The sequence below is a fragment of the Citrobacter sp. Cpo037 genome (assembly GCF_030332945.1).
Classification (GTDB): Bacteria; Pseudomonadota; Gammaproteobacteria; order Enterobacterales; family Enterobacteriaceae; genus Citrobacter; species Citrobacter portucalensis.
This window is the reverse complement of sequence record NZ_JAOWGW010000057.1, coordinates 19,822-46,189: the sequence shown is the minus strand read 5'-3', so window position 1 is coordinate 46,189 and position 26,368 is coordinate 19,822. Positions and strand designations below refer to the sequence as shown.

The window sequence follows — 26,368 nt, the reverse complement described above, 5'->3', positions numbered from 1 at the left end:
CGCTATCCAGGGATAATCGGGCAAACAGGCGCATGGAGGCGATTTCGTACAGGGCATCTTCCATGGCACCGTCGCTCAGGTTGTACCAATGCTGCATGCAGTGAATACGCAGCATGGTCTCCAGCGGATAGGGCCGTCGGCCATTGCCCGCCTTGGGATAAAACGGCTCGATGACAGCGGTCATATTCTGCCATGGCAGAATCTGCTCCATGCGGGAGAGGAAAATCTCTTTTCGGGTCTGACGGCGCTTAGTGCTGAATTCACTATCGGCGAAGGTGAGTTGATGGCTCATGATGTCCCTCTGGGATGCGCTCCGGATGAATATGATGATCTCATATCAGGAACTTGTTCGCACCTTCCCTAACAGAAGTCATAAACGGTATTCGTATGCCTAAGGGATAATAAAAATCATTTAGATTCTTGCCCCCGACACCGACACAAGACATACCATCGCTATATTTTTTTAATGAACGAATGCTGTAACAGCAACATGCAACCGTTTGCACCTCTCTACAAATAGCCACTTAACGCAATAAAATCCGTGAACAAAATCACAATTACTTCAAAAGCGAGAATTAACATAACGCTTAAAAACAGACAGTTATAAGAAAACTATATAATACCCCTACAAATAAAGATGAAATCACACTATTCATCATGAAATAGATTCATAGCGATACTATTTCAACATTACCGTATGGTTCACAGAACAAAATCTTTCGTCATCACTAATGCAAAACAACAAGAACAATAATATTAAATTATCTATTTATGACGATTATCAAAATTATACACAGGCAAAAAAAACCTCTCCCCTGAGAAGAGATTCAGGGCAGAGGTAATACGGGTGTTAAGGACATTTTTATAGTTTTGATGATAACAGAAGAGCTTCTTGCTGGATTGAGTATACACACTTCATGACGTTAAGAAAATTCTTAAAAAGAATTAAAAGAAAACACCATTAAAAATCCTTTTTATAATAAAGACATGTTTATCAAATAAAACAAAATTAGGATAGGGGAAAATTAAACATCACTAATCTATAGTATTACGCAACTGGGACTAACAACACATCATTACGGCCAATACCACTACTGACGATGTCTGAATGTTCAATAAATTTAATATATTCATACACCTCTCAGCTAACGAGAGTTAAAAAATTATAAAATAAGCTAAACGCAATTTTTCGTCATAGATCACATTTTCCCGACAGGACGATTCCCCTACTTGCCCATACTGGTATGATTCAGCAGGTAAATACCTATCAACTCAACCCGAGGCTTTGATGCTGGAGAATGTAATCATCAGATAATCAGCTTACCGACCTTTTCAGGCCGGACTGGTTATCAATGCGCCGAAATCGAATGCGGACACCGCTGTGTGTTTGCACGTTTTGCACATGATGATTAAACAGGTTTTCCAGTATGAATTTATCCCGTCAGGAACAACGTACCTTACACGTTCTCGCCAAAGGTGGCCGTATTGCTCACGTCCGCGATGCATCTGGTCGCGTCACTTCCGTCGAATGCTATAGCCGCGAAGGGTTACTGCTCTGCGACTGCACGCTCGACGTATTCAAAAAACTCAGAACGAAAAAACTGATCAAATCCGTTAATGGTCAGCCCTACCGCATCAATACCACCGGGCTGAACAACGTTCGCGCCCAACTGGATAATCGCTAAGGAGAGAGAGATGGATATCCCGAAGATTTTTACGATCAGCGAAAGCGCACATCGCATTCATAATCCGTTCACCGCGCAAAAATATGCGACGTTAGGTCAGGTTTTACGGATGCCCCCAGGAACCCGCATCCTGGATCTCGGCAGCGGCTCGGGCGAGATGTTGTGCACCTGGGCACGCGATCATGGAATTTCCGGCGTTGGTATCGATATGAGCCAGTTATTCAGTGAGCAAGCCACCCTGCGGGCAAGTGAATTGGGCGTCACTGAGCACGTGCGTTTTATTCATGCCGATGCAACAGGTTATATCGCCGAAGAAAAATTCGATATTGCCGCCTGCGTTGGTGCAACCTGGATTGCCGGCGGCGTTGTCGGAACGGTCAAACAACTGGAACAAAGTCTCAAACCAGGCGGGATCCTGCTCATCGGCGAACCGTACTGGCGTCAGATGCCCGCAACGGAGGAGATCGCTATGGCTTGCGGGGCGACTTCAGTAGCCGATTTTCTTTCTCTGCCAGAACGCGTTTCGTCTTTCGACCTGCTCGGTTATGACGTGGTTGAAATGGTACTGGCCGACCAGGAAGGTTGGGACAGATACGAGGCGGCAAAATGGTTGACGATGCGCCGGTGGCTGGAGGCAAATCCGGACGATGATTTTGCCGCCAAAGTCAGAGAGCAACTGAGAAGTTCACCAGTACGCCACGTTGCATTCACCCGGGAATATATCGGGTGGGGCGTGTTCGCACTCATACAGAGGTAATATGTCCTGTCGGTATAGCCAGGCAGGTTATACCGACTTTTTCATCGCATCATCACTTACTTCATTAATACTTCAACAAATTTAGCTAACCATTGCGGATGCGCGGGCCATGCTGGTGCCGTCACCAGATTGCCATCAACGTGGGCCTGATCAATGCCAATATCGGCATAATGTCCACCGCTCAGACGAACCTCGGGCGCACAGGCCGGATAAGCGCTACAGGTCCGGTTTTCTAACACCCCCGCCGCCGCTAACAGTTGGGGCCCATGACAAACTGCGGCGATAGGTTTACCGGCAGTGTTGAAATCTTGCACCAGCTTAATAACATCCGGATTCAGTCGAAGATATTCCGGAGCACGCCCGCCGGGGATCAACAGTGCGTCGTAATCCGCAGCCCGCGCCTCGGAAAAATTCGCATTTAACGTAAAACGATGCCCCGGCTTTTCACTGTATGTCTGCGCCCCATCAAAGTCGTGAATGGCGGTTTGAACGTAGTCACCCTGACTTTTATCCGGACAGACGGCATCCACACGATGCCCAAGCATTTGCAAAGCCTGAAAAGGCACCATCGTTTCATAATCTTCGACATAATCTCCGACCAGCATCAGTATCTTCTTCATTCACTTCCCCCACTCACGGTTATTAATGATGAGAAATAACGGCCATCTTTACTATAGCCCACACGGTTCATGGCATTAATAAATACAACAGAACAATCGGCCAGATCACAATCCACGGCAAGGTCCGTCAGATGACGACCTTAGCATAAATGGCATGACATAATTCAGCTAGTAAATATATAGCAAAGTAATTTTAAAATTAACCTCAATAATATTAAGTGGGTTATTTATTATTTTATTTCGCTTATGTCAGGTAAAGTATGCGAAAGTTATTTCTGCGATGACAAAATGTACGTTCGTCAGACTTCATAGGGGGCGGCAAAGACGTACGCCACTCGCCTTCCCTGTCTGTAAAACAGTATCAATCATTAAAATATCATCCATACCACCAGTCCGCGTTTACACTGATAATTTCTGACTTTCAAGGCACACAGAAATTTTTCCAGATAAAATATATTTTTGCTACCTGGGTAGCAGAATTTCCTATAAATTTCGTATCCATTTTTCTGCAGAGTCCCGCCGCTACAGACATATTAAAGAAATAATTATAATTAGAAGACAGTGGGTGATTCTCGTTTTAATATATTTATAGCTTATTGATAAATGGAAAGGTTGAACATGTCTGATGCATTGACAGGACCGTTAACGCGCCTTATCGGCATAAGTAAAGAATTTGAATCTACCGCACCTCAAATTCCCAATGATTTATGCTCACAATTACATCAACTCAAGAATTTTTCCGCCTTTGTGCCGCTAATTGGAGTCTTTAGCGCGGGAAAATCATCTCTCCTCAATCTCTGGCTGGGGCAGAATATATTACCCGTTGACCAGGCACCGACCACCGCATTAGCAACTGAACTGCGGTATGGCGAACAGCAGTCTTTGATTATTACTTTGGCTGATGGCACTGTCAGAGAAGTACACTATGCACCGCAAAATGCACTGGAGGTAAATAATGACGCAACTCAGGAGGATCAGTTTGCCTGCTTAACCTTTCCTTCCTCTCGTCTTCGTGATTTGCGAGGGCTTATTCCGGTAGATATGCCGGGAGTCGATTCCGGAATAAAACGTCACGTTGATGCCTTTTATCGCTATGCAGAGCGTGGCGCCGCATTCGTTGTGGTCGTTTCTGCAGAAAGCGGAACGCTGCACGCCAGCCTTGCGGCTGTTCTCCATGAAATTGCTCTCCAGCCTGTTCCTGTAATCCTTGTCTTGACCAAGTGCGATAAGTCAACGCCAGAATCGTTGGAAAACGTAGAAGAAGAAATAGCAGGCAGACTTAGCGACATGGGATGTCCGCCGCAGATCGTCATGCGCGCAAGTCGTAACGATCAAGATACAGCCGAACGTCTGCAGAACGCTTTACTCCAGTTAAATGTTCAGGATCTCAAAATAACCCATTTCGCTGGACAGATTCTGTCGTCAGCATCTCGTCTAAAAGATCATATCGTTATGCTGCGCAAAAGCAGCACGCAGGATCCCAGCGCCCTGGACGCACAAATTTATCAGTACGAACGAGCTTATCAGGAGTTGAACGACTCTCTGGCTCGCCAGAAACGCCGTCTTTCCGGGACTCTTCGTCAGGAAACGATGGATAAAGTCAGCGGAGATGTACATAACGCATTGGTGAGAAATCTTGACGTATTATATGACTGCCTTGTCCAGGGAGAGGATATTTTCCAGACCCGTACGGCAGCGATTATAAGCGATGTCTATCGCACTTCCCTGAACCAAGCTCTGCGAGTCAATCTCTCAGACATCATCATGAATATGCAAAATGAGACCGGTGGTGACAACATTGATATTGGCAGTATTCTGCAAAATGGTTCGCAGACGGCAGTACTGGTTCTGGAAACCCTAGCAACCGTCAGTAAGGGAAGTCGCTGGTATAAACTTATCTCCACAGCCCTTGCAGTAACCACTTCCGTTATCAACCCTATTGTCGAGTTATTGATCATTTTCTTACCGGATATTATTAAGTTTTTTTCCGATCCGGAAGAACGTAAGCGAGAACTTGTTAAGCAAAACTTATTGGAGAAAGTCTTCCCTGAAATCCGGCGCCGGGCACGTGAAGCGCTCGCCGATATATTGCCAGAAATTGAGCTGGAACTGATCGCCAGTCTTGAGGAAGAGTGGCGTACCCGGATAGAAGAGAGCCGCAGGGCGCTTGAGTGTTGCCGTGAAGAAAAGCGCCAGCACGAAGCAGAGTGGCTTGCCCGGCAAGATAGCTGGTCCGCACAAATTGATGGCGTACGAATTATCATGCGGGAAATAGAACAACTGCAAAACTCACCAACTGTACATTCATAATATCTTCAGGGAAGATGAATCATGAACCAACTCACCCCACGCGAAAATATTCACGCGTTTATGCAAACGCTGGAAAACGTCTACACCCAGTTGTCACTTCACAAAGGCTTTCTGCGTGAAGAGGGGCTTTTTCAGCTAAACCAAATACTCGCGAACATGCACCGCAGTCTCGCTGCTGAAGACGAAGCCAGTAAACTATTGCGCATCGGTATTGTGGGTTCGGTAAAAGCAGGGAAATCCACATTTCTTAATGCTCTTCTGTTCAATGGACAGAATATTTTACCGAAAGCAGCGACACCAATGACGGCTTCACTTACCCGTCTACGCTATGCCCAGGAACAATGCGCAAAACTGGTTTTCTACTCCCCAGAGGACTGGCAAGATATTGAAAGCGACGCCGAAACTGCTGAGAGTATGATTGCCAAAAAGTTGGCAGAAGCGCGTACTCATCACGCCAATAATCTGCGAAACAGCTCCATTCACTTCAACGAAGAAAGAGTTCGCAAAAGTATTATCCACGAGCTTCCCCCCGAATTAGCCGCTTGTCGCGAACTCAAGAAAACCGCTGAAAAAGAAGGGCTGGATGTTTACAGCGAACTGGAAAAGGGAGAGCAGATTATCCCTTTTGACAACCTGAGCGATATCCAGGCAAAACTCAGTGAATACATCGGATCTCGTGGGCGTTTAACCCCACTCGTTCGCCATGTTGAGTTAAACCTTAATTATGACGTACTCCGCGATATCGAAATTATCGATACCCCAGGCTTGAACGATCCTGTGGTATCCCGTAGTCGGGAAACGATTAATTTCCTCTGCCAATGTGATTGCGTCATGATCCTCTCTTATGCGGGAGAATTTCTATCCAAGCAGGATATGGATCTTATTAAACATAAGTTAGTCAATGATGGCATTCTTCATCACACCATTATCGCCAGTAAAATGGATTTGGCGATTCAGGATCATCGCGGCCAGAAAACCTTTTTTAAGGATGCCTTTATGGCGACACGACAAAACGTCGTCAGCACCATGAAAGGTCGGTTTGACTCTCAGGAACCAGTCCTGGTTTCGGCTTTGCTGGAAGGTATCGCATGGAAAATGGAACAACAGTTACCTTTAAGCGAGGAAGAGCAACTCACCCGAGATAACTTGGCAAGCTTTACTAACGCCCCACATGAAGCGAAGGATTTTCGCTCCGTCGCGGGATTAAAAAGAGTTCACCAGGAACTGGAGCAGTGTCGGGAGAAAAAAGATCAGATCAGATACTCACATCAGATTGATTTGATCCGTGGTAAAAAAAGCGAGCTTCGCAACTGTCTTAAAAATCTCGAAACCTCTGCCCTGAGCGATAAAGAGACGCTTTCGTCAGTTGATCTGGAAACCCTACAGTCAGGGATGAATGCGCTCAATCAGAGTGTTAAGAAAATTGACGCTGATATTCATGTCCATTTCAGTACAGCCGAGTTGCAGATGCACCGGGAATTTGAACGTCTTAAATTACGTATTATTGGGCTTATTGATAATTATCGTGAACTGAATGTCAGCAGTAGGAGCCATGATGAAGATCGCTCCACAACCAGCGGTATGTTCTTCTGGAAGAAAACCCATACCCGAATTGTGTCTGTAACTGAACATCAGGCAGAAATTTCAGATATTATCAATACGTTACGCCGATATACTAACAACGTCGGAGCGGAAATCATTACCGCCTATGAACATTTTACGCCGCTGGATACCTTAAAGTCGCAGTTGAAAAAACATGTACTTGAAGCCTTCCACGAGGCAGATGTCACCTTTAGTAAAGAAACTATTCTTGGACCATTACAAATAAGCCTTGATAAGCTGCGTATCACTCCTCCCCATTACGAGCCACAAGCCGAGATCGACAGTATTGTGAATAAATTCGGTGCCAGCGTTAAGAATGAAGATATTGCCGAGCTAAAAGTGGCCCTGGAAAAGGCATTAGACAGCATAAGCAAGAAAATCAGGCATACGCTTGATGAACAACAGGCTAGTTTTATCAGAACTCTTCATCAGCAAAATGACATGTTTGTTGGCGATATCAGCAAGTCTATCCAAAGTAATCTCGATAAGCTCTCAGCCCAATACAATGATAAGCAAAGTAATATTGCTCACTATGACGAAACGATAACACGACTACGAGAATTACGTGCCGAATTATCACATCTGGAGGTGTGAGGTGGATTTTGATGATTTATTCACAGATGAAATACCTCCAGACATTGCAGGCGATAGCATACTGGAGAAAGATAGCGCATTGGCGCTACTACTACGCCTGTATGCTAACAACACGCAAAATCAGAAGCATTTCGCGCATTTACGACGCAGCCTACAAGAGTATCTGCCAGAAATTATCAGCCGAGATGCGCTGACTGATGAACGTGAACGTAACCTGGTCAATGCATTTCGTACCTTAAGCGTGAAATTCGTCGAACAAGCGCAACTTCCGCAGCTTAAAAACAAGTGTCTGGTCGGCGTGGGAGGACGTTTTAGCGCAGGCAAATCGCAATTTATCAACATGCTGACCGGTCGACGCCACCTTCCAACAGGCCAGCGCCCAACGACGGCGGTAGCAACCTATTTGGTTAGTCAGGAATGTCCATCCATCACGGCTTATACAGCGAATGAAACGCGAGTTCCCCTAGAAGCGAAAGAGTTGGAAAGCATTGCCCATGTTTTTTTTGATAGCTACGGGCTGGGTTTCTCCGATATTCTCAAAAAAATAGTCATTGGGCAGCCAGATTTCCCGTGGCCGAATATCGCGCTGCTTGATACCCCAGGATATAACAATGATGATGAAGAAAACCGGGGAGATCGGTTGTTTGATGAAAAAATTGCCAGGGAGCACCTGAGCAATTGTGACTATGTTATTTGGCTGGCGACAGCCGATAATGGTTCATTAGGTCAGAGTGACATTACCTTTCTTCATTCCCTGCATTTAAGCCATCCTTGCCTGGTAGTATTAAACAAAGCAGATGGGAAAACCACAGACGATCTACACAGCATCATCAATACATTTAAAGACCAACTGGATAATGCCGGAATTGCGTATTGCGGCGTGACGGCCTTTTCATCAACGCTTAACACTGAGTATTTAGGCGCAACCCTGCTGCATGATTTTATTATCCAAGCCAGTAATGACCAACAGGCACGTCAGGATATGAGGCAAGAATTACTGAGTCTGCAGGCCGAATGGCAGCGGATGAATCGACATAAACGCGATGCACTAAACCATATCAACGCACCAATCAAGCGCGGTATTGTGAAAAGTGAATCGCCACAATATATCCGATCGTTGGTCGAAGCCTACAGCCTGAACCACTCGCAGATCGCCGATCTCGCTCGTCAGAATAAAGCCTTTAACCTTCAGATTGAAAAATTATTAAAATATGAATAAAGCGATGCCACATTTTCTTGATGAGCTGGTCAGCTTGCTACAGGATGATCCGCAACATGATACCTGGTCCACCCCATGGAAGCTGTTAAAAACCGCCTGCGATACACTTATCGAACAGCATTTATTACCCAGTAACTACCCGGAAAAAGCCGTACTTCAGTTAGCGCAACAACAAGCCCTTGATCGTCTTCAGGTCTTGCTGCGCTTTCCCCAGCTAATTAATCATCATGTAATCTGTTACATCGGCTTCAGAGGGCATGAACGCGACACATTGCTGCCTGCTTTTACTCAATCCCGACGTTTCCACCGGGCGAATGATACAATTCCGACATTGATGAGCCGCACATACGCGCATGCCTGTCACGGCGGTATCACGCTTTATCAAAAGCGTTGCCCAATGAACGAATCAGCCATCCTTGATGCCTTCGAAAAAACACGACAGCATAAAGGGGAATTACATCATTTTATTTCCGCATTTGCACTCGCAGTACCCGGCGCAGGACCTGCAGTTACTCTGGTCGACATTCCGTACCGGGCTTCGCCGGACTCGCTCTATTTCAATGGATTTTTGGACGTTGCTGACACTATTGTCTTACCGGCCAGATCGCAATATCTAATAAAACGTACGCTGAATATACTTGAACAAACCGGAAGTACGGCGCAAATTCATCTGGTATCGATTGGTGATGGGCAATCCGCTGAACTAAAAAGCATGTTTCCAAAATTATCCATTCAGGAAACGCTACCGCCTGAACGAACCTCTCTACGTCCTACGGTTAACAGCGGCATTTATCGCGAGCTTGAAGCTATTTTCGACGAACCACTGCTTTGGCTGGAAGGCGAGATAAAACGCAGTAAACAAATTATCGTTAACGCGAATGCTGATCTGGTGCAAAACGACACCGACCCGCAGGCCAGTGAAGTTATCGAAACGATGATGCTACAAATGAAAACACAATGTGATGCGCTTGAAGATGCTGCTCAACGCTATCGCCAGAGTCTGGATCAACTGTTAAGCCAGTGCAGAGAAGTTGAAACGCTTGTAGAACAACAACAAGCCCCAGCCCTGCACGGAAAAGATGCTCATTCCACTCTGCGAGATCGAAAGTGGAAATATGCACAGCAGCGTTTTATTTCTTTGTGTTACGCGAAGCAAATAAGCAAGGCCACACGTCTTGCCAGCGATATGCGTCTCGCTGGTTATCCTTATGTGAACATCCTTGAGCTCTTTATTAATGAACTCAACAATATGCCATTGAATAGCGCACATCTGGCAGAGCTGAGTGTGCTGAGTGGCTGCAAAAACGAATTTATTTATCGTACCTGTCTGCATTTTCGCTCCGCGCTGAAGGTAAGCGATGCTGAAGCAGGTCAGAGCTATGCCGCAAATATTACATGCCGGACAGGTGAAGAATTTTATACGCTTGGCTGCTGGAAACTCACAACCCGCGCCAGCGAAGGCGAAAAAAACCTTCGTCGCGCTTATATGCTGGGCGAGCCCCTTGCCGGCGACCTCTTATTACGTTGCATAGATAAAAAATCCCCCGCCGAAGCTGAAGCTACCCTGCGTTATCTGGCTAATGCCCTACATCCCGGCGCTAATTATCGCTTCGGATGCCAATTTATAAAAGATAATCGCAAGGATAACGCTCATCTTCATTTACGCATTGCTGCAGCCTTAGGGCATCTGGACGCGCTTAAAATGATCGCCAGGATGGAGTACAACAAATATGTGCCGTCACAGGAAATGACCCCTGCAAGAAAAAATGCGCTCAGTATTTATCATTATCTCTGGCACACTACATGCGGTACTCAAGGTAATAATGAGGTATTTCTGGATGACGATGATCGCTATATTTACGGCAGTTTGCTGCACTTACAAAAATCATTTACCGAAGCATATGCAATCCTTGAAAAATGCCATCAGGCCAGAGCCTGGACTTTATTAGGCAGGATGAACCACTATGGCGACGGTAAGCCGGTAAATCTCGATTTGGCGAGAGCCTATTATCAAAAAAGCGTCAGTGCTGGTGATAAAAGTGCAACAAAAATGCTAATGCGCCTGGAAGAGACCGCAAAAGCGAAAGCCCGCAGAGAAAATACCTACAACACGACTTACCAGCGTACGGAACATACTTCTTATTCCAGCTCCTCGAGTGACAGCAGCTGTTTTCTTACCACCGCAACCTGTCGCGTAATGGGTTATGAGGACGATTGCGAAGTTTTGCAATCCTTCCGCCATTTTCGTGACCACGTACTGCTTACGGAGTCTGAGGGCGAAAAATTGGTTGGTGAGTATTATCAAATTGCCCCCAGGCTCCTTGAAAAAATTGACGCAAGAGCCAATCCTCAAGCGATCTACCAATCAATGTGGGATGACTATATCAAACCGGGCTATGACCTCTTGCAGGCTGGGCGTCACCAGGAAGCAAAAGAACTTTATATAAAACTCGTTACAACATTAATGAAAACCTACCTTTAGTTAAGGTTAAGACTATGTAAACCCTGTGTTTAGAGCCTCGTTAACAGCTGTCAACGCTCAGAACGGGGGCGCATTCTGATGATGCGCTCCCGTTGGTACTACTTAAAACGACATATCCATCACTCCCAGGCGCGCTCAGATTTCGCGGCGTCAAACTGCGGCGGCGGTTTGCGAAAACGGCCGGTCAGCCAGGCAAGATACACCAGCCCTAACCCGGCCCATACCAGTTCCAGCGTCAGCGATGTCACCTCAAGATTCACCCACAGTACGGCAACCGTGGCGGCACCGACCATTGGCAATACCAGATAGTGCAGCTTCTCCTGCCAGGTATGCTTGCGTCCTTCACGACGCCAGAAGTGGTTAAACACGGAGAGATTAACGAACGTAAAGGCCACCAGCGCACCAAAGTTAATCAACGCCGTGGCAGTCACCAGGTCAAAAAACAGGGCCGACAGCGCCACAATCCCAACCATGATGACGTTCAACGCGGGAGTACGCCATTTGGGATGGACATAACCAAAGTACTTCTCCGGGAAGACGTTATCGCGGCCCATCACGTACAGCAGACGCGAAACGCTGGCATGCGACGCCAGACCTGAAGCCAGCGTATTCACAAAGGTGGTACACAGGAAAATAGACTGGAACAGCTTGCCGCCGACGTACAGCGCAATCTCCGGCAGCGCCGCATCCGGGTCTTTGAATCGGCTAATGTCCGGGAAAAACAGTTGCATAAAGAACGAGGCGGCAATGAAGATCAGCCCACCGTACAGCGCGGTAAGAAAAATAGCTTTCGGGATGGTGCGCGCAGCATCCGGCGTCTCTTCAGATAGAGTCGTCACCGCGTCAAAGCCGAGAAACGAGAAGCAGACAATGGTCGCCCCGGTGATAATCGGGATCAAATGCGCATTCTGGCTGATAAACGGTTGCAGCGACCAGACGGTCCCAACCCCTTCCCCTTTGTGCAGCCCCTGCACCACGAGGAAAATGAACACCACGATGATCGCCACCTGCACCAGTACAAACAGCGCATTGAAGTTCGCTACCAGATTAACGCTTTTCAGATTGGCCGCGGTGAGGATCGCGACGAACATCACCACCCAAATCCATGGCGCAACCCCCGGGAACAGCGCGGAAAGGTAAATTTTCGCCAAGAGTACGTTAATCATCGGCAGGAAAAGGTAGTCAAGCAGTGACGACCAGCCAACCATAAACCCGACATGTGGGTTGATCGCTTTTTGTGCATAGGTATAGGCCGAGCCAGCCTGTGGAAACTGGCGCACCAGCTTTCCATAACTGATGGCGGTAAACAGTACTCCTGCCAGGGCCAGCAGGTAGGAGGCTGGAACATGGCCATTACTGATACCCGAAACAATGCCAAAGGTGTCAAACACCGTCATCGGCGTGAGATAGGCCAGCCCCATCACCACCACCTGCCACAGCTTGAGGGATTTACGCAGCTGTGCTTTGCCCGGCTGGGCAGAATGATCAGCAGAAGAATTAGTCGACATAGCTTTCCTCCCCGCTACGAGTCCAGATCTGCGTTCGAAACGTGGGTACAGCAAACCTGGGTCGTGTCGGGGAGGAATGGCATAAAAAAGGCGTCAATGTGGTACGGCACAGATGCGGTCCGTATTTACTGCGGGAGCCATGAATACTCACGCGGGGCGGGTTTTTAAACATTGGCATCATCACATTTCCTCGTCACAAACTCTGTCGGTTATCTGAAGACCCGTTGTCGCCCGCGCTCCATTACGCGACATCCGGGAAATGGCAGGTATTCCTGCAATTTTTACGGGCTGGCTCCGCTCAGCCCACATGATGCGACTTCTTTTTCAATGACCTGTACAACGGTCAGGCGTTTTTCAGCATCCACTCAATTTCAGTGTCGGTTATCAGACGTTCAAACTGGATAAGCTCATCGTTTTTACAGGCGTGATACACATGGCTAAACCGCTCACCCAATAGTTCACGCAGACTGTCATTTTGCATGAACTCCCACAGTGCATCGCTCTGGCGAATCGGGAACGGCAGCCCTTCCTGCTCCAGACCGTTGCCCTCCACTTCTTCTTGTAATGGCAGTTCGTTATCCAGACCGTGAAGGATCCCTGCCAGGATGGTCGACATCACCAGATACGGGTTGGCATCAGCCCCCGCTACGCGATATTCAACCCGATGGTTATCACGGTCGCCGCAGGGAATACGCAGCGCCACCGTACGATTGTTATGCCCCCAGGAAGCCTGAGTCGGAACATACATCCCCGGCTGGAAGCGGCGATAGGAGTTCACATTCGGCGCCAGCAGCGCCATTGACGCGGGCATCAGATCAATCATCCCGGCAAGCGCACGCTTTAATAACGCGGAATCATCGCCATTCGCATCAGCCAGAACGTTCTCACCTTTGTTATTCATGACGCTGATGTGGATATGCATCCCGCTACCGGCATGCTCCTCATAAGGCTTTGCCATAAACGTGGCATGCATCTTATGTTTCTCTGCCACCAGCCGTACCAGACGTTTCAGTGCCAGTGCGTCGTCGCAGGCGTCGAGCACGTTGTCGGTATGGTAGAGGTTGATTTCAAACTGCCCAGGGGAGGCTTCAGCCACCGCGCCGTCAGCCGGGATCAGCTGCAAACGGGCCAGTTCATCGATATCGTTCAGCACATCAGCAAAATGGTTCAGGTTATCAACCGAATAAACCTGACTTTGGGTATTACGATCGTCCGTTCCCGGCGCGCATGGCGGCTGCAGATAACCTTCGGGATCGCGCTTACGATCGAGTAAATAGAACTCCAGCTCTACCGCTACGACGGGGAACAGACCGCGCTGGCGAAGTTTCTGCCAGAGTCGGTTTAGTACGTTCCGCGGCTCAACGTCAAAGGGAGCGCCATCTTCATCCAGCATCGTCAGCATCATCTGCGCAATAAATTCCGGATCGGCAGCCGAAGGGGTTAACGTACCTGCCACGGGTACACAGCTCCGATCCGGTTCGCCAAGCTCCTGGCCTAATCCCGCCTCTTCGACCACATTGCCCAGAATATCCATCGCGAAAACGGATGCCGGGAAATAGCAGCCTTTCTCTAACTTATGCAATCCCGCAACGGGAAGGCGCTTACCGCGAAAACAGCCATTAAGGTCGGTTAACAACACATCCACATACTGCGTATTAGGATAGCGTTCCAGATACTGCTTAACTTCGCGTGCAAACGCGCTACTTCGTCTCTCTTCAGAATGCTGAACAAAATTCTCAACTTCTACGATATTGGTTTCCATGATTCACCGCCGTTGGCCTGGTAAGCTGTTCTGTGATTTAACTGTTAAATATAATGTCCACCCTTCGACTCTGGATGTAAACAAATTGTTTGTCAAATGTTAAATTAAGTTTGCTAGAAGGTTATTCCGCTGCTAGATTGAGAAAATAATGAACGGAATGGCACAACAAGGAACCGTTTGGCAATAATTTATTCCAAAACGTGAGGTCGATCATGGGCAATATATTTGACAAGCCAGTTATTGGTGTAGTGATGTGTAGGAACAGGCTTAAGGGTCACCAGACCCAGACTCTGCAAGAAAAGTACCTGAATGCGGTATTAAATGCCGGTGGATTACCGATAGCGCTTCCCCATGCGCTTGCGGAACCAGAATTGTTGAACGCGCTGTTACCGAAACTGGACGGTATCTTCCTGCCAGGAAGCCCAAGCAATGTGCAGCCGCACCTCTATGGTGAAAATGGCGATGAGTCTGACGCCGATCCCGGGCGTGATCTTCTGAGCATGGCGCTAATTACCGCCGGGCTCGAAAGGCGCATTCCCATTTTCGCCATCTGCCGGGGCTTACAGGAATTAGTTGTCGCCACTGGCGGGACTCTGTATCGTCGCCTGTGCGATCATCCACAGTTCCTGGAACATCGTGAAGATGCGGAACTCCCGGTGGAGCAGCAATATGCACCATCTCATGAAGTCCAGGTTCAACAGGGAGGATTGCTATCTCAGTTAATACCAGGTTGCAGCACGTTTTGGGTTAACTCCTTGCATGGTCAGGGCGCAAAAACCCTTGGCCCGCAGCTGCGCGTGGAAGCACGCTCGCAGGATGGATTAGTGGAAGCTGCCAGCGTCCATGACCATCCTTTCGCGCTCGGCGTGCAGTGGCACCCGGAATGGAACAGTAGCGAATACGCCCTGTCGCGTTTGTTACTTGAAGGTTTTATCACCGCTTGTCAGAACCACCTCGCTGAAAAACAGCGACTCTGACCACTACAGTTAAGGAAATGCAATTATGAGCGATGACGGCCTGGCGCCGGGTAAACGTTTGTCAGAGATCCGCCAGCAATTGGGTCTTTCGCAGCGTCGTGCCGCCGAACTGTCTGGGTTAACGCATAGCGCCATCAGCACCATAGAGCAGGATAAAGTCAGTCCTGCCATCAGTACGCTGCAAAAGCTATTGAAAGTATATGGGCTGTCGCTCTCCGAGTTCTTCGCGGAACCGGAAAAGCCTGACGAACCGCAGGTGGTTATCAATCAGGATGATTTGATTGAGATCGGGAGTCAGGGAGTATCCATGAAGCTGGTACACAACGGAAATCCGAATCGTACGCTGGCAATGATGTTTGAAACCTATCAGCCAGGTACGACAACCGGGGAGAGAATTAAACACCAGGGTGAAGAGATTGGCACAATACTGGAAGGTGAAGTGATACTGACCATCAACGGTCAAACGTATCCTCTTGTTGCAGGACAAAGCTATGCCATTAACACTGGCATACCACACAGTTTCAGCAACACCTCGGCAGGGATCTGCCGCATCATCAGTGCCCACACTCCCACCACTTTCTAATAAGTAGCGGCCTGAGTTTCTCAGGCCTTCTTAAATAACGCGCATTAACAGGGTACATCCCTGGGGCATCGTGCAGCCTGATTTTGCCTGAAAAAGATCAGCAACGAACTTTATCTTATTGATATAAAAGGAGTAGCTATGAACTTTCAGAATCTTAAATATTGGCGTGAGAAAGCCAGCCATTATTCACCAGAGACCCGTTTATTTATTAACGGCGAATATTGTGCCGCCGCCGATAACGAAACCTTTATTACGCTGGATCCGGCAGGACAATGTCCTCTGGCTAAAGTCGCCCGCGGTAAAAAAGCGGATGTGGACCGCGCGGTCACCGCAGCCCGTACCGTCTTTGAACGCGGAGACTGGTCGCAAGCATCACCCGCAGAACGCAAGGCGGTACTGCACAAGCTAGCGGATTTAATGGAGCAGCATCACGAGGAGCTGGCGCTACTGGAAACGCTCGATACCGGTAAACCGATTCGCCATAGCCTGCGTGATGATATTCCCGGCGCGGCACGCGCCATCCGCTGGTATGCCGAAGCTATAGATAAAGTCTATGGCGAAGTTGCCACCACCTCGGTGAACGATCTGGCACTGATTGTGCGCGAACCGGTGGGCGTGATTGCGGCCATAGTACCGTGGAATTTTCCCCTGCTGCTGGCCTGCTGGAAACTCGGCCCGGCACTGGCGGCGGGCAACAGCGTGATCCTCAAGCCTTCCGAAAAATCACCGCTGACCGCCATTCGCCTGGCTGCGCTGGCTAAAAAAGCAGGTTTGCCCGATGGCGTTCTCAGCGTTGTTAGCGGGTATGGTCACGAAGCGGGCCAGGCGTTGTCACAGCATCCGGATGTTGATGTGATCACCTTCACCGGCTCGACCCGTACCGGCAAGCAACTGCTCAAAGACGCTGGCGACAGCAACATGAAACGCGTCTGGCTGGAGGCCGGAGGTAAAAGCGCCAATATCGTGTTTGCCGACTGTCCGGATCTGCCGAAAGCCGCCGCTAATGCAGCGGCAGGTATCTTCTATAACCAGGGCCAGGTTTGTATCGCCGGTACGCGTCTGCTGCTGGAAGAGAGCATTGCCGACGAGTTCATCGCCCTGCTGAAAGAGCAGGCGAAAAACTGGCAGCCTGGCAACCCGTTGGATCCGGAAACCACGATGGGCACGCTTATCGACAATGCGCATGCCGACACCGTGCACGGTTTTATCCGCGACGGTGAAGCGCAAGGCACGCTGGCGCTGGATGGCCGCAGCCACGTACATCCGGCCGCTATCGGCCCGACTATTTTTGTCGATACCGCACCGCAGGCCCACGTTAGCCGTGATGAAATCTTCGGCCCGGTACTGGTCGTCACCCGTTTTAACAGTGAAGCCGAAGCCCTGGCGTTAGCCAACGACAGTGACTACGGCCTCGGCGCCGCAGTCTGGACCCGTGATTTATCGCGCGCCCACCGTATGAGCCGTCGCCTGAAAGCCGGCTCAGTCTTCGTGAATAACTACAACGACGGTGATATGACCGTGCCGTTCGGCGGTTATAAGCAAAGCGGTAACGGACGCGATAAATCCCTGCATGCGCTGGAAAAATTTAGCGAACTGAAAACCATCTGGATCTCCCTGGAGTCTTAATCATGACTGAACATACCAGCAGTTATTACGCCGCAAGCGCCAATCAGTACGAACCGTTTCCAACCCTTAGCGAATCGGTTAGCTGTGATGTTTGCGTGGTGGGCGGTGGTTATACCGGACTCTCCTCCGCCCTGCATTTAGCGGAAATGGGTTACGACGTGGTGCTACTGGAATCCGCGCGTATTGGCTTCGGGGCCAGCGGACGTAACGGCGGTCAGTTGGTGAACTCCTACAGTCGCGATATCGACGTTATCGAACGTACCTATGGCCCGGACGCCGCTAAAATGCTCGGTGGAATGATGTTTGAAGGCGGCAATATCATCCGCGAACGCATCAAGCGTTATCAGATCGAATGCGATTATCGTCCCGGCGGGCTGTTTGTAGCGCTGAACCACAAACAGATGGAAACGCTGGAAGAGCAGAAGTCGAACTGGGAACGCTACGGCAACACGCAGCTTGAACTGTTAGACAGCAGTGAAATTCGTCGCGAAGTCAGCAGCGATCGTTATGTCGGCGCGCTGCTCGACCACAGCGGTGGTCATATTCACCCGCTGAACCTGGCGATTGGCGAAGCTAACGCCATTCGTCTGAACGGCGGACGCGTCTACGAACAGTCGCCAGTCACCCGTATTCAGCACACCAGCCCTGCAGTGATTAGCACTGAAAAAGGTCAGGTGACGGCCCGCTTTGTGATCGTCGCGGGCAACGCCTACCTCGGAGACAAACTGGAGCCTGCGCTGGCAAAAAGCAGTATGCCGTGCGGCACGCAGGTATTAACCACCGAACCGCTGTCGGCGGAGATGGCGCGCTCGCTAATCCCGAAAAACTACTGCGTGGAAGATTGTAACTACCTGCTCGATTACTACCGTCTGACCGGCGATAACCGCCTACTGTACGGCGGCGGTGTAGTCTATGGCGCTCGCGATCCGGATGATATTGAGCGTCTGGTGATGCCGAAACTGCTGAAGACCTTCCCGCAATTACAGGGGGTAAAAATTGATTACCGCTGGACCGGTAATTTCCTGTTAACGCTGTCTCGCATGCCGCAGTTCGGCCGTCTTGATACCAATATCTACTATATGCAGGGCTACAGCGGCCACGGCGTGACCTGTACTCACCTTGCAGGACGCCTGATTTCCGAACTGCTGCGTGGGGATGCCGAGCGCTTTGACGCGTTCGCCAAACTGCCGCACTACCCGTTCCCGGGAGGCCGCAGCCTGCGCATTCCGTTTACCGCCATGGGGGCAGCATATTACAGCTTACGCGATCGCCTTGGGGTTTAAGTTCTTCCGCGATAAACCCGACGCACAGGGCGGTCCCCCCTGTGCGTTTTTTTATTCCTGGAAAGCGAAAAACAGATAACAGGTACGAAAATACCGCAATAGGACATAACCACACTCTTTGCATTGTTTCTCCCTTCCGATCGGATACGCTTTTTTAGATATCGCTGGCGGCATGCGCCAGAACTCAACGGGGGAAGAAACGCGTGTTATGAATACGAATAACGAGGAGACCTTTTATCAGGCGATGCGTCGCAAAGGCGTAAGCAGACGCAGTTTTCTCAAATATTGTAGCCTCGCCGCTACATCGCTGGGGTTGGGAGCCGGAATGACGCCCAGAATTGCATGGGCGCTGGAGAACAAACCCCGGATCCCGGTAGTCTGGATCCACGGGCTGGAATGCACCTGCTGCACCGAATCATTTATCCGCTCCTCTCACCCACTTGCCAAAGACGTCATCCTCTCCCTGATTTCCCTCGATTACGACGACACGCTGATGGCCGCCGCCGGAACGCAGGCCGAAGAGGTATTTGAAGACATTCTGAGCCGCTACCACGGCCGATATATTCTGGCAGTCGAAGGTAATCCTCCACTGGGCGAGCAAGGGATGTTTTGCATCAGCAGCGGGCGTCCTTTTATTGAAAAGCTAAAAAGAGCCGCGGCAGGTGCCAGCGCGATTATCGCCTGGGGAACCTGCGCCTCCTGGGGCTGCGTGCAGGCTGCCCGGCCTAACCCCACCCAGGCGACACCAATCGATAAGGTGATCACCGATAAGCCGATCGTGAAAGTGCCCGGCTGCCCGCCGATTCCGGATGTCATGAGCGCCATCATTACCTACCTGGTGACGTTTGGAAGGTTGCCTGAACTCGACCGTCTGGGTCGTCCGCTGATGTTCTATGGTCAGCGTATCCACGACAAATGCTACCGCCGCGCCCACTTTGACGCCGGGGAGTTCGTTGAGAGTTGGGACGATGACGCCGCCCGCCAAGGCTATTGCCTGTACAAAATGGGTTGCAAAGGGCCAACCACCTATAACGCCTGTTCCACCACCCGCTGGAATGGTGGCGTTTCCTTCCCCATCCAGTCCGGCCACGGTTGTCTGGGATGTTCGGAAAACGGCTTCTGGGATCGCGGTTCGTTCTACAGCCGCGTGGTTGATATTCCACAAATGGGGACGCATTCAACCGCCGATACCGTTGGCCTCACCGCGCTAGGCGTCGTGGCGGCCGGTGTCGGTGTTCACGCAGTCGCCAGCGCCGTCAATCAACACCACCGCCACAAACAGCAACTAGCCGACGCCGGACAACAGTCTCCAGACAATAAGGATAAACAGGCATGAGCAATTCGTATCAAACCCAGGGATATACGGTCAATAATGCCGGTCGCCGCCTGGTTGTCGACCCCATCACGCGCATTGAAGGCCATATGCGTTGTGAAGTGAACATTAATGAGCAGAACATCATCACCAACGCGGTTTCCTGCGGCACCATGTTCCGCGGGCTGGAGATCATTCTACAGGGGCGCGACCCGCGCGATGCCTGGGCATTTGTCGAACGAATTTGCGGAGTGTGCACCGGCGTACATGCGCTCGCTTCGGTCTATGCCATTGAAGATGCTATTGGCATCAAGGTGCCCGACAACGCCAACATCATTCGCAATATTATGCTGGCGACGCTGTGGTGCCACGACCATCTGGTGCACTTTTACCAGTTAGCCGGAATGGACTGGATTGACGTGCTGAATGCCCTGAAAGCAGACCCGCGCGCCACATCGCAGTTGGCACAAAGCCTTTCAGCCTGGCCGATGTCTTCTCCAGGCTACTTCTTTGACGTTCAAAATCGCCTGAAGAAATTTGTCGAAGGCGGTCAGTTGGGGATTTTCCGCAACGGTTACTGGGGACATCCGCAGTACAAGCTGTCGCCAGAGGCCAACCTGATGGGCTTTGCCCACTATCTGGAAGCGCTCGATTTTCAGCGCGAGATCATCAAAATCCATACGGTGTTTGGCGGTAAGAATCCGCATCCGAACTGGATTGTCGGCGGGATGCCGTGCGCTATCAATATCGATCAGAGCGGCGCGGTAGGCGCAGTCGATATGGAACGCCTGAACCTGGTGCAGTCGATCATCACCCGCACCGCCGACTTCATCAACAACGTCATGGTGCCTGACGCGCTGGCTATCGGCCAGTTCAATAAACCCTGGAGCCAGATTGGCACCGGGCTTTCTGATAAGTGCGTCTTAAGCTACGGCGCGTTCCCGGATATCGCCAATGACTTCAGCGCGAAGAGCCTGTTGATGCCTGGCGGTGCGGTGATTAACGGTGATTTTAACAACGTCATGCCGGTGGACCTGGACGATCAGCAGCAAATTCAGGAGTTTGTCGATCATGCCTGGTATCGTTATCCGGACGATCAATTAGGTCGTCATCCGTTCGAAGGGATTACTGAACCCTGGTATAACCCGGGCGATGTCAAAGGCAGCGATACCGATATCAAGCAGCTCAACGAACAGGAACGCTATTCGTGGATTAAAGCCCCGCGCTGGCGGGGACACGCTATGGAAGTTGGGCCGCTGGCACGTACGCTGATTGCCTATCACAAAGGTGATGCCGCCACGATTGAATCCGTGGACCGCATGATGTCCGCCCTCAAGCTGCCTCTGTCGGGTATGCAATCAACGCTGGGACGTATTCTGTGTCGCGCGCACGAAGCGCAGTGGGCCGTGAGCAAGTTGCAATATTTCTTCGACAAGCTGATGACCAACCTGAAAAACGGCAATCTGGCTACCGCAAATACCGAAAAGTGGGAGCCTGAAAGCTGGCCGCAGCACTGTCGCGGGATCGGTTTTACCGAAGCGCCGCGCGGAGCATTAGGCCACTGGGCATCGATTCGCGACCAGAAGATCGACCTGTATCAATGCGTGGTGCCGACCACCTGGAATGCCAGCCCGCGCGATCCAAAGGGACAAATTGGCGCTTACGAGGCGGCGCTGATGGGCACCCAAATGGCGATACCGGATCAACCGCTGGAGATCCTGCGCACCTTGCACAGCTTCGACCCCTGCCTGGCATGTTCAACCCACGTACTCGGCGACGACGGCAGCGAACTTATCGCCGTCCAGGTTCGCTAAGCGTTAAGGAACGGAACGATGACTGGAAAAACATCCCCACGCGTCGGGGAGGCGCGTGATACCGCCACCAGCCACTATGTGTTTGAAGCGCCAGTACGCTTGTGGCACTGGCTGACGGTGGGCTGCATGTTGGTGTTGATGGTGACCGGATACTTCATTGGCCGACCGCTGCCGTCGGTCAGCGGTGAGGCCACTTATCTGTTCTACATGGGCGACATCCGGCTGGTGCATTTCGCCGCCGCCATGGTATTCACGGTGATACTGCTGATGCGCATTTACTGGGCCTTCGTCGGTAACCGCTATTCACGCGAACTGTTTATCGTGCCGGTCTGGCGACGCAGCTGGTGGCAGGGTGCGTATTCTGTGGTGCGTTGGTATCTGTTTCTGGAAAAAAAACCGGGAGATGATATCGGTCATAACCCCATCGCGCAGGCGGCGATGTGCGGTTATTTCCTGCTTTCCGTTTTTATGATCCTCACCGGTTTTGCCTTATACAGCGAACATAGCCAGTACGCCATTTTTACCCCTTTCCGCTATGTGACGGAGTTTTTCTACTGGACCGGCGGAAACTCTCTCGATATCCACAGCTGGCATCGGTTAGGGATGTGGTTCATCGCCGCCTTCATCGTAGGCCATGTGTATATGGCGATTCGTGAGGACATCATGTCTGACGAGACCGTCATCTCAACCATGATTAACGGCTTTCGTAGCCATAAATTTCCCAAAGGCCAGCACGATAAGGAGGCGTCATGAGCGAACCTAACGTCATCGTGATGGGCTTAGGCAACCTGCTGTGGGCAGATGAAGGGTTTGGTATTCGCCTCGCTGAGCGCCTGTACGCCCATTATCACTGGCCAGAATCGGTAGAGATTGTTGACGGCGGCACGCAGGGACTGAATCTGCTGGGCTACGTTGAGCAGGCCAGCCATTTGCTGCTGCTTGACGCCATCGACTACGGGCTCGCACCAGGCACCCTGCAAACTTACGCCGGAGACAAAGTCCCGAGCTACCTCAGCGCCAAAAAAATGAGTCTGCATCAGAACAGCTTCTCTGAAGTGCTGGCTCTGGCGGATATTCGCGGCCATCTCCCCGCGCACATCGCTCTGGTGGGACTACAGCCGGTACAGCTGGACGACTATGGCGGCAGCCTGACCGACATCGCGCGCGCTCAGCTCCCGGCGGCAGAACAGGCCGCGCTTACGCAACTGGCCGCGTGGGGCATTGCGCCACAAACAAGCGATGAAACACGTTGCCTGAACTATGAATGTCTGTCGATGGAAAACTATGAAGGCGTGCGTATTCGCCAGTATCGCGTAACTCTGGAGAGATAATTAACATGTTGAATGACCAACCGTTTTCTGCGCTATGGCAGCGAATGCTGGCCAGGGGCTGGCATCCTCTGAGCGCATCTGAACTGGATGACTGGATAACCCGCGTGCGTGATGGCGTGGTCCTGCTCAGTAGCGATCCTCGCCGTACACCGGAAGTCAGCGATAACCCGGTCATGATTGCCGAGTTGCTCCGCGAGTTTCCCCAGTTTGACTGGCACATCGCCATGGCGGATCTTGAACACAGCGAGGCGATCGGCGATCGCTTTGGCGTGTTCCGTTTTCCGGCTACCCTGGTGTTTACCCAGGGTGAGCTGCGCGGCATTCTCAGCGGTATCCACCCGTGGGCCGACCTGCTCAACCTGATGCGTCCCTTCGTTGAAGAACGTATACCGCCGGAGTCTGCATGATGAGCGATTCCTTTTTTCATCTGCTGGGGCCAGGAACGCAGCCGGGTGATGACAGCTTCAGCATGAACCCCTTGCCCCTCACCTGCCAGGTCAACAGCGACCCCAGCATGGCAACACTGGAAAACTGCCCGCACAGCCCGGCGGTGATGGCATTGTTAGCCGATGTGCGCCACCAGCTCACCCAGAGAATTCCCGCTAAACAGGACGTACTGGGATGGGATTTATCCGCGCTCAATGCAGACGATCTCACCTTTCTGAATACGCTACTTGGCGAAGGCGAAGTTTCCGTGCGCATTCAGCATGCTGACGGCAGGGCGAGCGAGATTCAGGAGTCGATTTTCTGCGGTATCTGGCGGGTGCGTAGTCAGAATAACAAGGGGCAATGGCAGGAACATCTGGAAGCAGGCAGCGCACCACGGGCGCTGTGGCAGGCGGCAACAATCAATACGCTGCCGGACGATAGCCTGCTGCCTCCGCCTATAGATGGGTTGATGAATGGCCTGACGCTGGCCCAGGAACTGCTGGCGCACGTGCGCGATCCGGCAGCGCAACCCCATAGCATTAACCTCACCCAACTGCCGATTAGCGACGCGGATCGCCTGTTCCTTGCCCGCCTGTGCGGCGAAGGGCACATTCAAATCCGCACCATCGGCTACGGCGAGAGCCAAATCGACGCCACGGCGCTGCGCCATGTCTGGCATGTTCGCTGTCTGGATACCCTGAAAGGGCTTCTGCTTGAGAGTTATGAGATCTGTCCGTTGCCGGAACTGGTGTTGGCCGCACCGGAAGATCTGCTCGACTCGCTCGAGCGCCTGGATGAAGTCTGCGGCTGGCTGGGATCCGGCCCGCCTGCCTGATCCCCCTCTTTAGACCCGCGTACTTTTCTACTGCGGGTCTGGCGTTTTCTTCCTTACCTATTCACTCTCTAATGCCTGATGGAGTTAGCATGTGGGACGTCATTGACCTATCGCGCTGGCAGTTTGCGCTGACCGCGCTGTACCATTTTCTGTTTGTTCCCCTGACGCTGGGGCTGATTTTTTTGCTGGCCATCATGGAAACCCTGTTCGTGGTGACCGGCAAAACAGTCTACCGCGACATGACGCGTTTCTGGGGAAAGCTATTCGGTATTAACTTTGCGCTCGGCGTGGCAACCGGCCTGACCATGGAGTTTCAGTTCGGTACTAACTGGTCGCTCTATTCCAACTATGTGGGTGATATTTTCGGTGCCCCGCTGGCGATGGAAGCCTTGATGGCCTTCTTTCTTGAATCCACCTTCGTGGGGCTGTTCTTCTTCGGCTGGCAGCGCTTAAACAAGTATCAGCATTTACTGGTAACCTGGCTGGTCGCGTTTGGCTCTAACATCTCAGCCCTGTGGATCCTCAACGCCAACGGCTGGATGCAATATCCAACAGGCGCTCACTTTAATATTGATACTCTGCGCATGGAGATGAGCAGTTTCAGCGAGCTGGTCTTTAACCCCGTCAGCCAGGTAAAATTTGTGCATACCGTGATGTCCGGTTATGTCACCGGCGCCATGTTTGTGATGTCCATCAGCGCCTGGTATTTGCTGCGTGGTCGCAATCGCGAGTTCGCCCGGCGCTCCTTCGCGGTGGGTTCCGTCTTTGGCACGCTGGCTATCCTCGGCACACTACAACTGGGTGATAGCTCAGCCTATGAGGTCGCCCAGCTCCAGCCGGTAAAACTGGCGGCAATGGAGGGCGAATGGCAAACCGAACCGGCCCCCGCGCCCTTTCATGTCATCGCCTGGCCGCAGCAGGAGCAAGAACGTAACGCCTTCGCGGTGAAGATACCGGCCCTGCTGGGTATTCTGGCGACCCACTCTTTAGATACGCCGGTTCCGGGGCTGAAAAACCTGATGGCGGACGCGCTCCCCCGCCTGCAGCGAGGCCGGGAGGCGTGGTTACTGATGCAGGAAATTGCCAAAGGTAACCGCACGCCTCAGGTACTGAACGCTTTTCACGCTATGGAGAAAGATCTGGGTTACGGCATCCTGCTGGCGAACTACGCGCCTGATATGAACCACGTTACACCAGCGCAATATCAGGCCGCGCAACGCGGCGCCATTCCGCAAGTGGCCCCCGTGTTCTGGAGCTTTCGCATTATGATTGCATGCGGTTCGCTGCTGCTACTGGTGATGGCGATTGCGTTGATACAGACCTTACGCTGGCGTATCGACCAGCATCGCTGGGTACTGCGCATGACGCTGTGGAGCCTGCCGCTCCCGTGGATTGCCATCGAAGCGGGCTGGTTTATGACGGAGTTTGGCCGTCAGCCGTGGGCGATTCAGGATATTTTGCCGACCTGGTACGCCCACTCCGCGTTAAGCGCAGGTCAGCTGGCCTTCTCGATGGGGCTAATTCTCACGCTTTACACCCTGTTTTTAATTGCTGAAGTCTACCTGATGCAGAAATACGCGCGCCTTGGCCCAGATGCAATGCAAAACCAGCAACCAGCGCAACAACAGGGATAAAGGAG

At 51.2% G+C, this 26,368-nt stretch carries 21 protein-coding genes; 17 read left to right on the top strand and 4 right to left on the bottom strand.

The window, feature by feature from the left end:
* A partial coding sequence (locus OGX94_RS11100) for an IS5/IS1182 family transposase (RefSeq protein WP_009653094.1) occupies positions 1-292 on the bottom strand: 292 nt, incomplete at its 3' end.
* Between the two features lie 1,135 nt (positions 293-1,427).
* On the opposite strand from OGX94_RS11100, the gene OGX94_RS11095 reads away from it, so the two are divergent.
* A complete protein-coding gene (locus OGX94_RS11095; RefSeq protein ID WP_003021255.1) occupies positions 1,428-1,685 on the top strand; it encodes a YjhX family toxin in 258 nt (85 codons plus the stop codon).
* Positions 1,686-1,695: 10 nt separating this feature from the next.
* Positions 1,696-2,442: an SAM-dependent methyltransferase gene (locus tag OGX94_RS11090; protein ID WP_063941263.1), complete on the top strand. Its 747-nt coding sequence runs from the start codon at positions 1,696-1,698 to the stop codon at positions 2,440-2,442.
* 56 nt (positions 2,443-2,498) lie between these two features.
* On the opposite strand, the gene OGX94_RS11085 is transcribed toward OGX94_RS11090, so the two are convergent.
* Complete coding sequence (locus OGX94_RS11085; RefSeq protein ID WP_257661390.1) at positions 2,499-3,062, bottom strand: DJ-1/PfpI family protein; 564 nt, start codon at positions 3,060-3,062, stop codon at positions 2,499-2,501.
* 618 nt (positions 3,063-3,680) lie between these two features.
* Between OGX94_RS11085 and OGX94_RS11080 the strand changes: the two genes are divergently transcribed.
* Genes OGX94_RS11080 through OGX94_RS11065 form a run of 4 tightly spaced genes read left to right on the top strand, consistent with a single transcriptional unit; the run spans position 3,681 to position 11,269 of the window.
* Positions 3,681-5,372: a dynamin family protein gene (locus tag OGX94_RS11080; protein ID WP_257661389.1), complete on the top strand. Its 1,692-nt coding sequence runs from the start codon at positions 3,681-3,683 to the stop codon at positions 5,370-5,372.
* Positions 5,373-5,393: 21 nt separating this feature from the next.
* Positions 5,394-7,568: a dynamin family protein gene (locus OGX94_RS11075; protein ID WP_257661388.1), complete on the top strand. Its 2,175-nt coding sequence runs from the start codon at positions 5,394-5,396 to the stop codon at positions 7,566-7,568.
* 1 nt (position 7,569) lies between these two features.
* The gene (locus OGX94_RS11070) at positions 7,570-8,787 is read left to right on the top strand and encodes a dynamin family protein (RefSeq protein WP_257661387.1); all 1,218 of its coding nucleotides are present in this window, start codon (positions 7,570-7,572) and stop codon (positions 8,785-8,787) included.
* A complete protein-coding gene (locus tag OGX94_RS11065) occupies positions 8,780-11,269 on the top strand; it encodes a CFI-box-CTERM domain-containing protein (RefSeq protein ID WP_257661386.1) in 2,490 nt (829 codons plus the stop codon). The genes OGX94_RS11070 and OGX94_RS11065 overlap by 8 nt, the downstream gene beginning before the upstream one ends.
* Before the next feature lie 119 nt (positions 11,270-11,388).
* Here OGX94_RS11065 and OGX94_RS11060 read toward each other — a convergent pair whose 3' ends face one another.
* Entirely contained in the window at positions 11,389-12,777 is a 1,389-nt protein-coding gene (locus OGX94_RS11060; RefSeq protein WP_257661385.1) for an APC family permease, read from the bottom strand.
* Positions 12,778-13,120: 343 nt separating this feature from the next.
* The gene (locus tag OGX94_RS11055; RefSeq protein ID WP_257661384.1) at positions 13,121-14,539 is read right to left on the bottom strand and encodes a glutamine synthetase family protein; all 1,419 of its coding nucleotides are present in this window, start codon (positions 14,537-14,539) and stop codon (positions 13,121-13,123) included.
* A gap of 212 nt (positions 14,540-14,751) precedes the next feature.
* On the opposite strand from OGX94_RS11055, the gene puuD reads away from it, so the two are divergent.
* The 11 genes from puuD to appC all read left to right on the top strand — a co-directional run bounded on the left by puuD (position 14,752) and on the right by appC (position 26,363).
* Positions 14,752-15,516 (top strand): gamma-glutamyl-gamma-aminobutyrate hydrolase, encoded by a 765-nt coding sequence (puuD, locus tag OGX94_RS11050; protein ID WP_003830878.1) that lies wholly within the window; start codon positions 14,752-14,754, stop codon positions 15,514-15,516.
* 25 nt (positions 15,517-15,541) lie between these two features.
* On the top strand, positions 15,542-16,099 hold the full coding sequence (gene puuR, locus OGX94_RS11045) for an HTH-type transcriptional regulator PuuR (protein ID WP_003830877.1): 558 nt from the start codon (positions 15,542-15,544) through the stop codon (positions 16,097-16,099).
* Positions 16,100-16,237: 138 nt separating this feature from the next.
* Entirely contained in the window at positions 16,238-17,725 is a 1,488-nt protein-coding gene (gene puuC / locus OGX94_RS11040) for an aldehyde dehydrogenase PuuC (RefSeq protein WP_257661383.1), read from the top strand.
* 2 nt (positions 17,726-17,727) lie between these two features.
* On the top strand, positions 17,728-19,008 hold the full coding sequence (locus OGX94_RS11035; protein ID WP_063941957.1) for an NAD(P)/FAD-dependent oxidoreductase: 1,281 nt from the start codon (positions 17,728-17,730) through the stop codon (positions 19,006-19,008).
* Positions 19,009-19,216: 208 nt separating this feature from the next.
* Complete coding sequence (gene hyaA, locus OGX94_RS11030; RefSeq protein WP_032934533.1) at positions 19,217-20,344, top strand: hydrogenase 1 small subunit; 1,128 nt, start codon at positions 19,217-19,219, stop codon at positions 20,342-20,344.
* On the top strand, positions 20,341-22,134 hold the full coding sequence (gene hyaB, locus OGX94_RS11025; protein WP_032942453.1) for a Ni/Fe-hydrogenase large subunit: 1,794 nt from the start codon (positions 20,341-20,343) through the stop codon (positions 22,132-22,134). The genes hyaA and hyaB overlap by 4 nt, the downstream gene beginning before the upstream one ends.
* 18 nt (positions 22,135-22,152) lie before the next feature.
* Positions 22,153-22,887, top strand: a complete 735-nt coding sequence (hyaC, locus tag OGX94_RS11020; protein ID WP_032942451.1) for a Ni/Fe-hydrogenase b-type cytochrome subunit — start codon at positions 22,153-22,155, stop codon at positions 22,885-22,887.
* Positions 22,884-23,465, top strand: a complete 582-nt coding sequence (gene hyaD, locus OGX94_RS11015; protein ID WP_003830869.1) for a hydrogenase 1 maturation protease — start codon at positions 22,884-22,886, stop codon at positions 23,463-23,465. The genes hyaC and hyaD overlap by 4 nt, the downstream gene beginning before the upstream one ends.
* Before the next feature lie 5 nt (positions 23,466-23,470).
* Positions 23,471-23,872, top strand: coding sequence for a hydrogenase-1 operon protein HyaE (gene hyaE / locus OGX94_RS11010; protein ID WP_257661382.1), 402 nt, complete (start codon positions 23,471-23,473; stop codon positions 23,870-23,872).
* On the top strand, positions 23,872-24,729 hold the full coding sequence (locus OGX94_RS11005; protein ID WP_032934532.1) for a hydrogenase expression/formation protein: 858 nt from the start codon (positions 23,872-23,874) through the stop codon (positions 24,727-24,729). Before hyaE ends, OGX94_RS11005 begins: the two co-directional genes overlap by 1 nt.
* A gap of 89 nt (positions 24,730-24,818) precedes the next feature.
* Complete coding sequence (gene appC, locus OGX94_RS11000) at positions 24,819-26,363, top strand: cytochrome bd-II oxidase subunit 1 (protein WP_218667618.1); 1,545 nt, start codon at positions 24,819-24,821, stop codon at positions 26,361-26,363.
* Positions 26,364-26,368 lie beyond the last annotated feature (5 nt).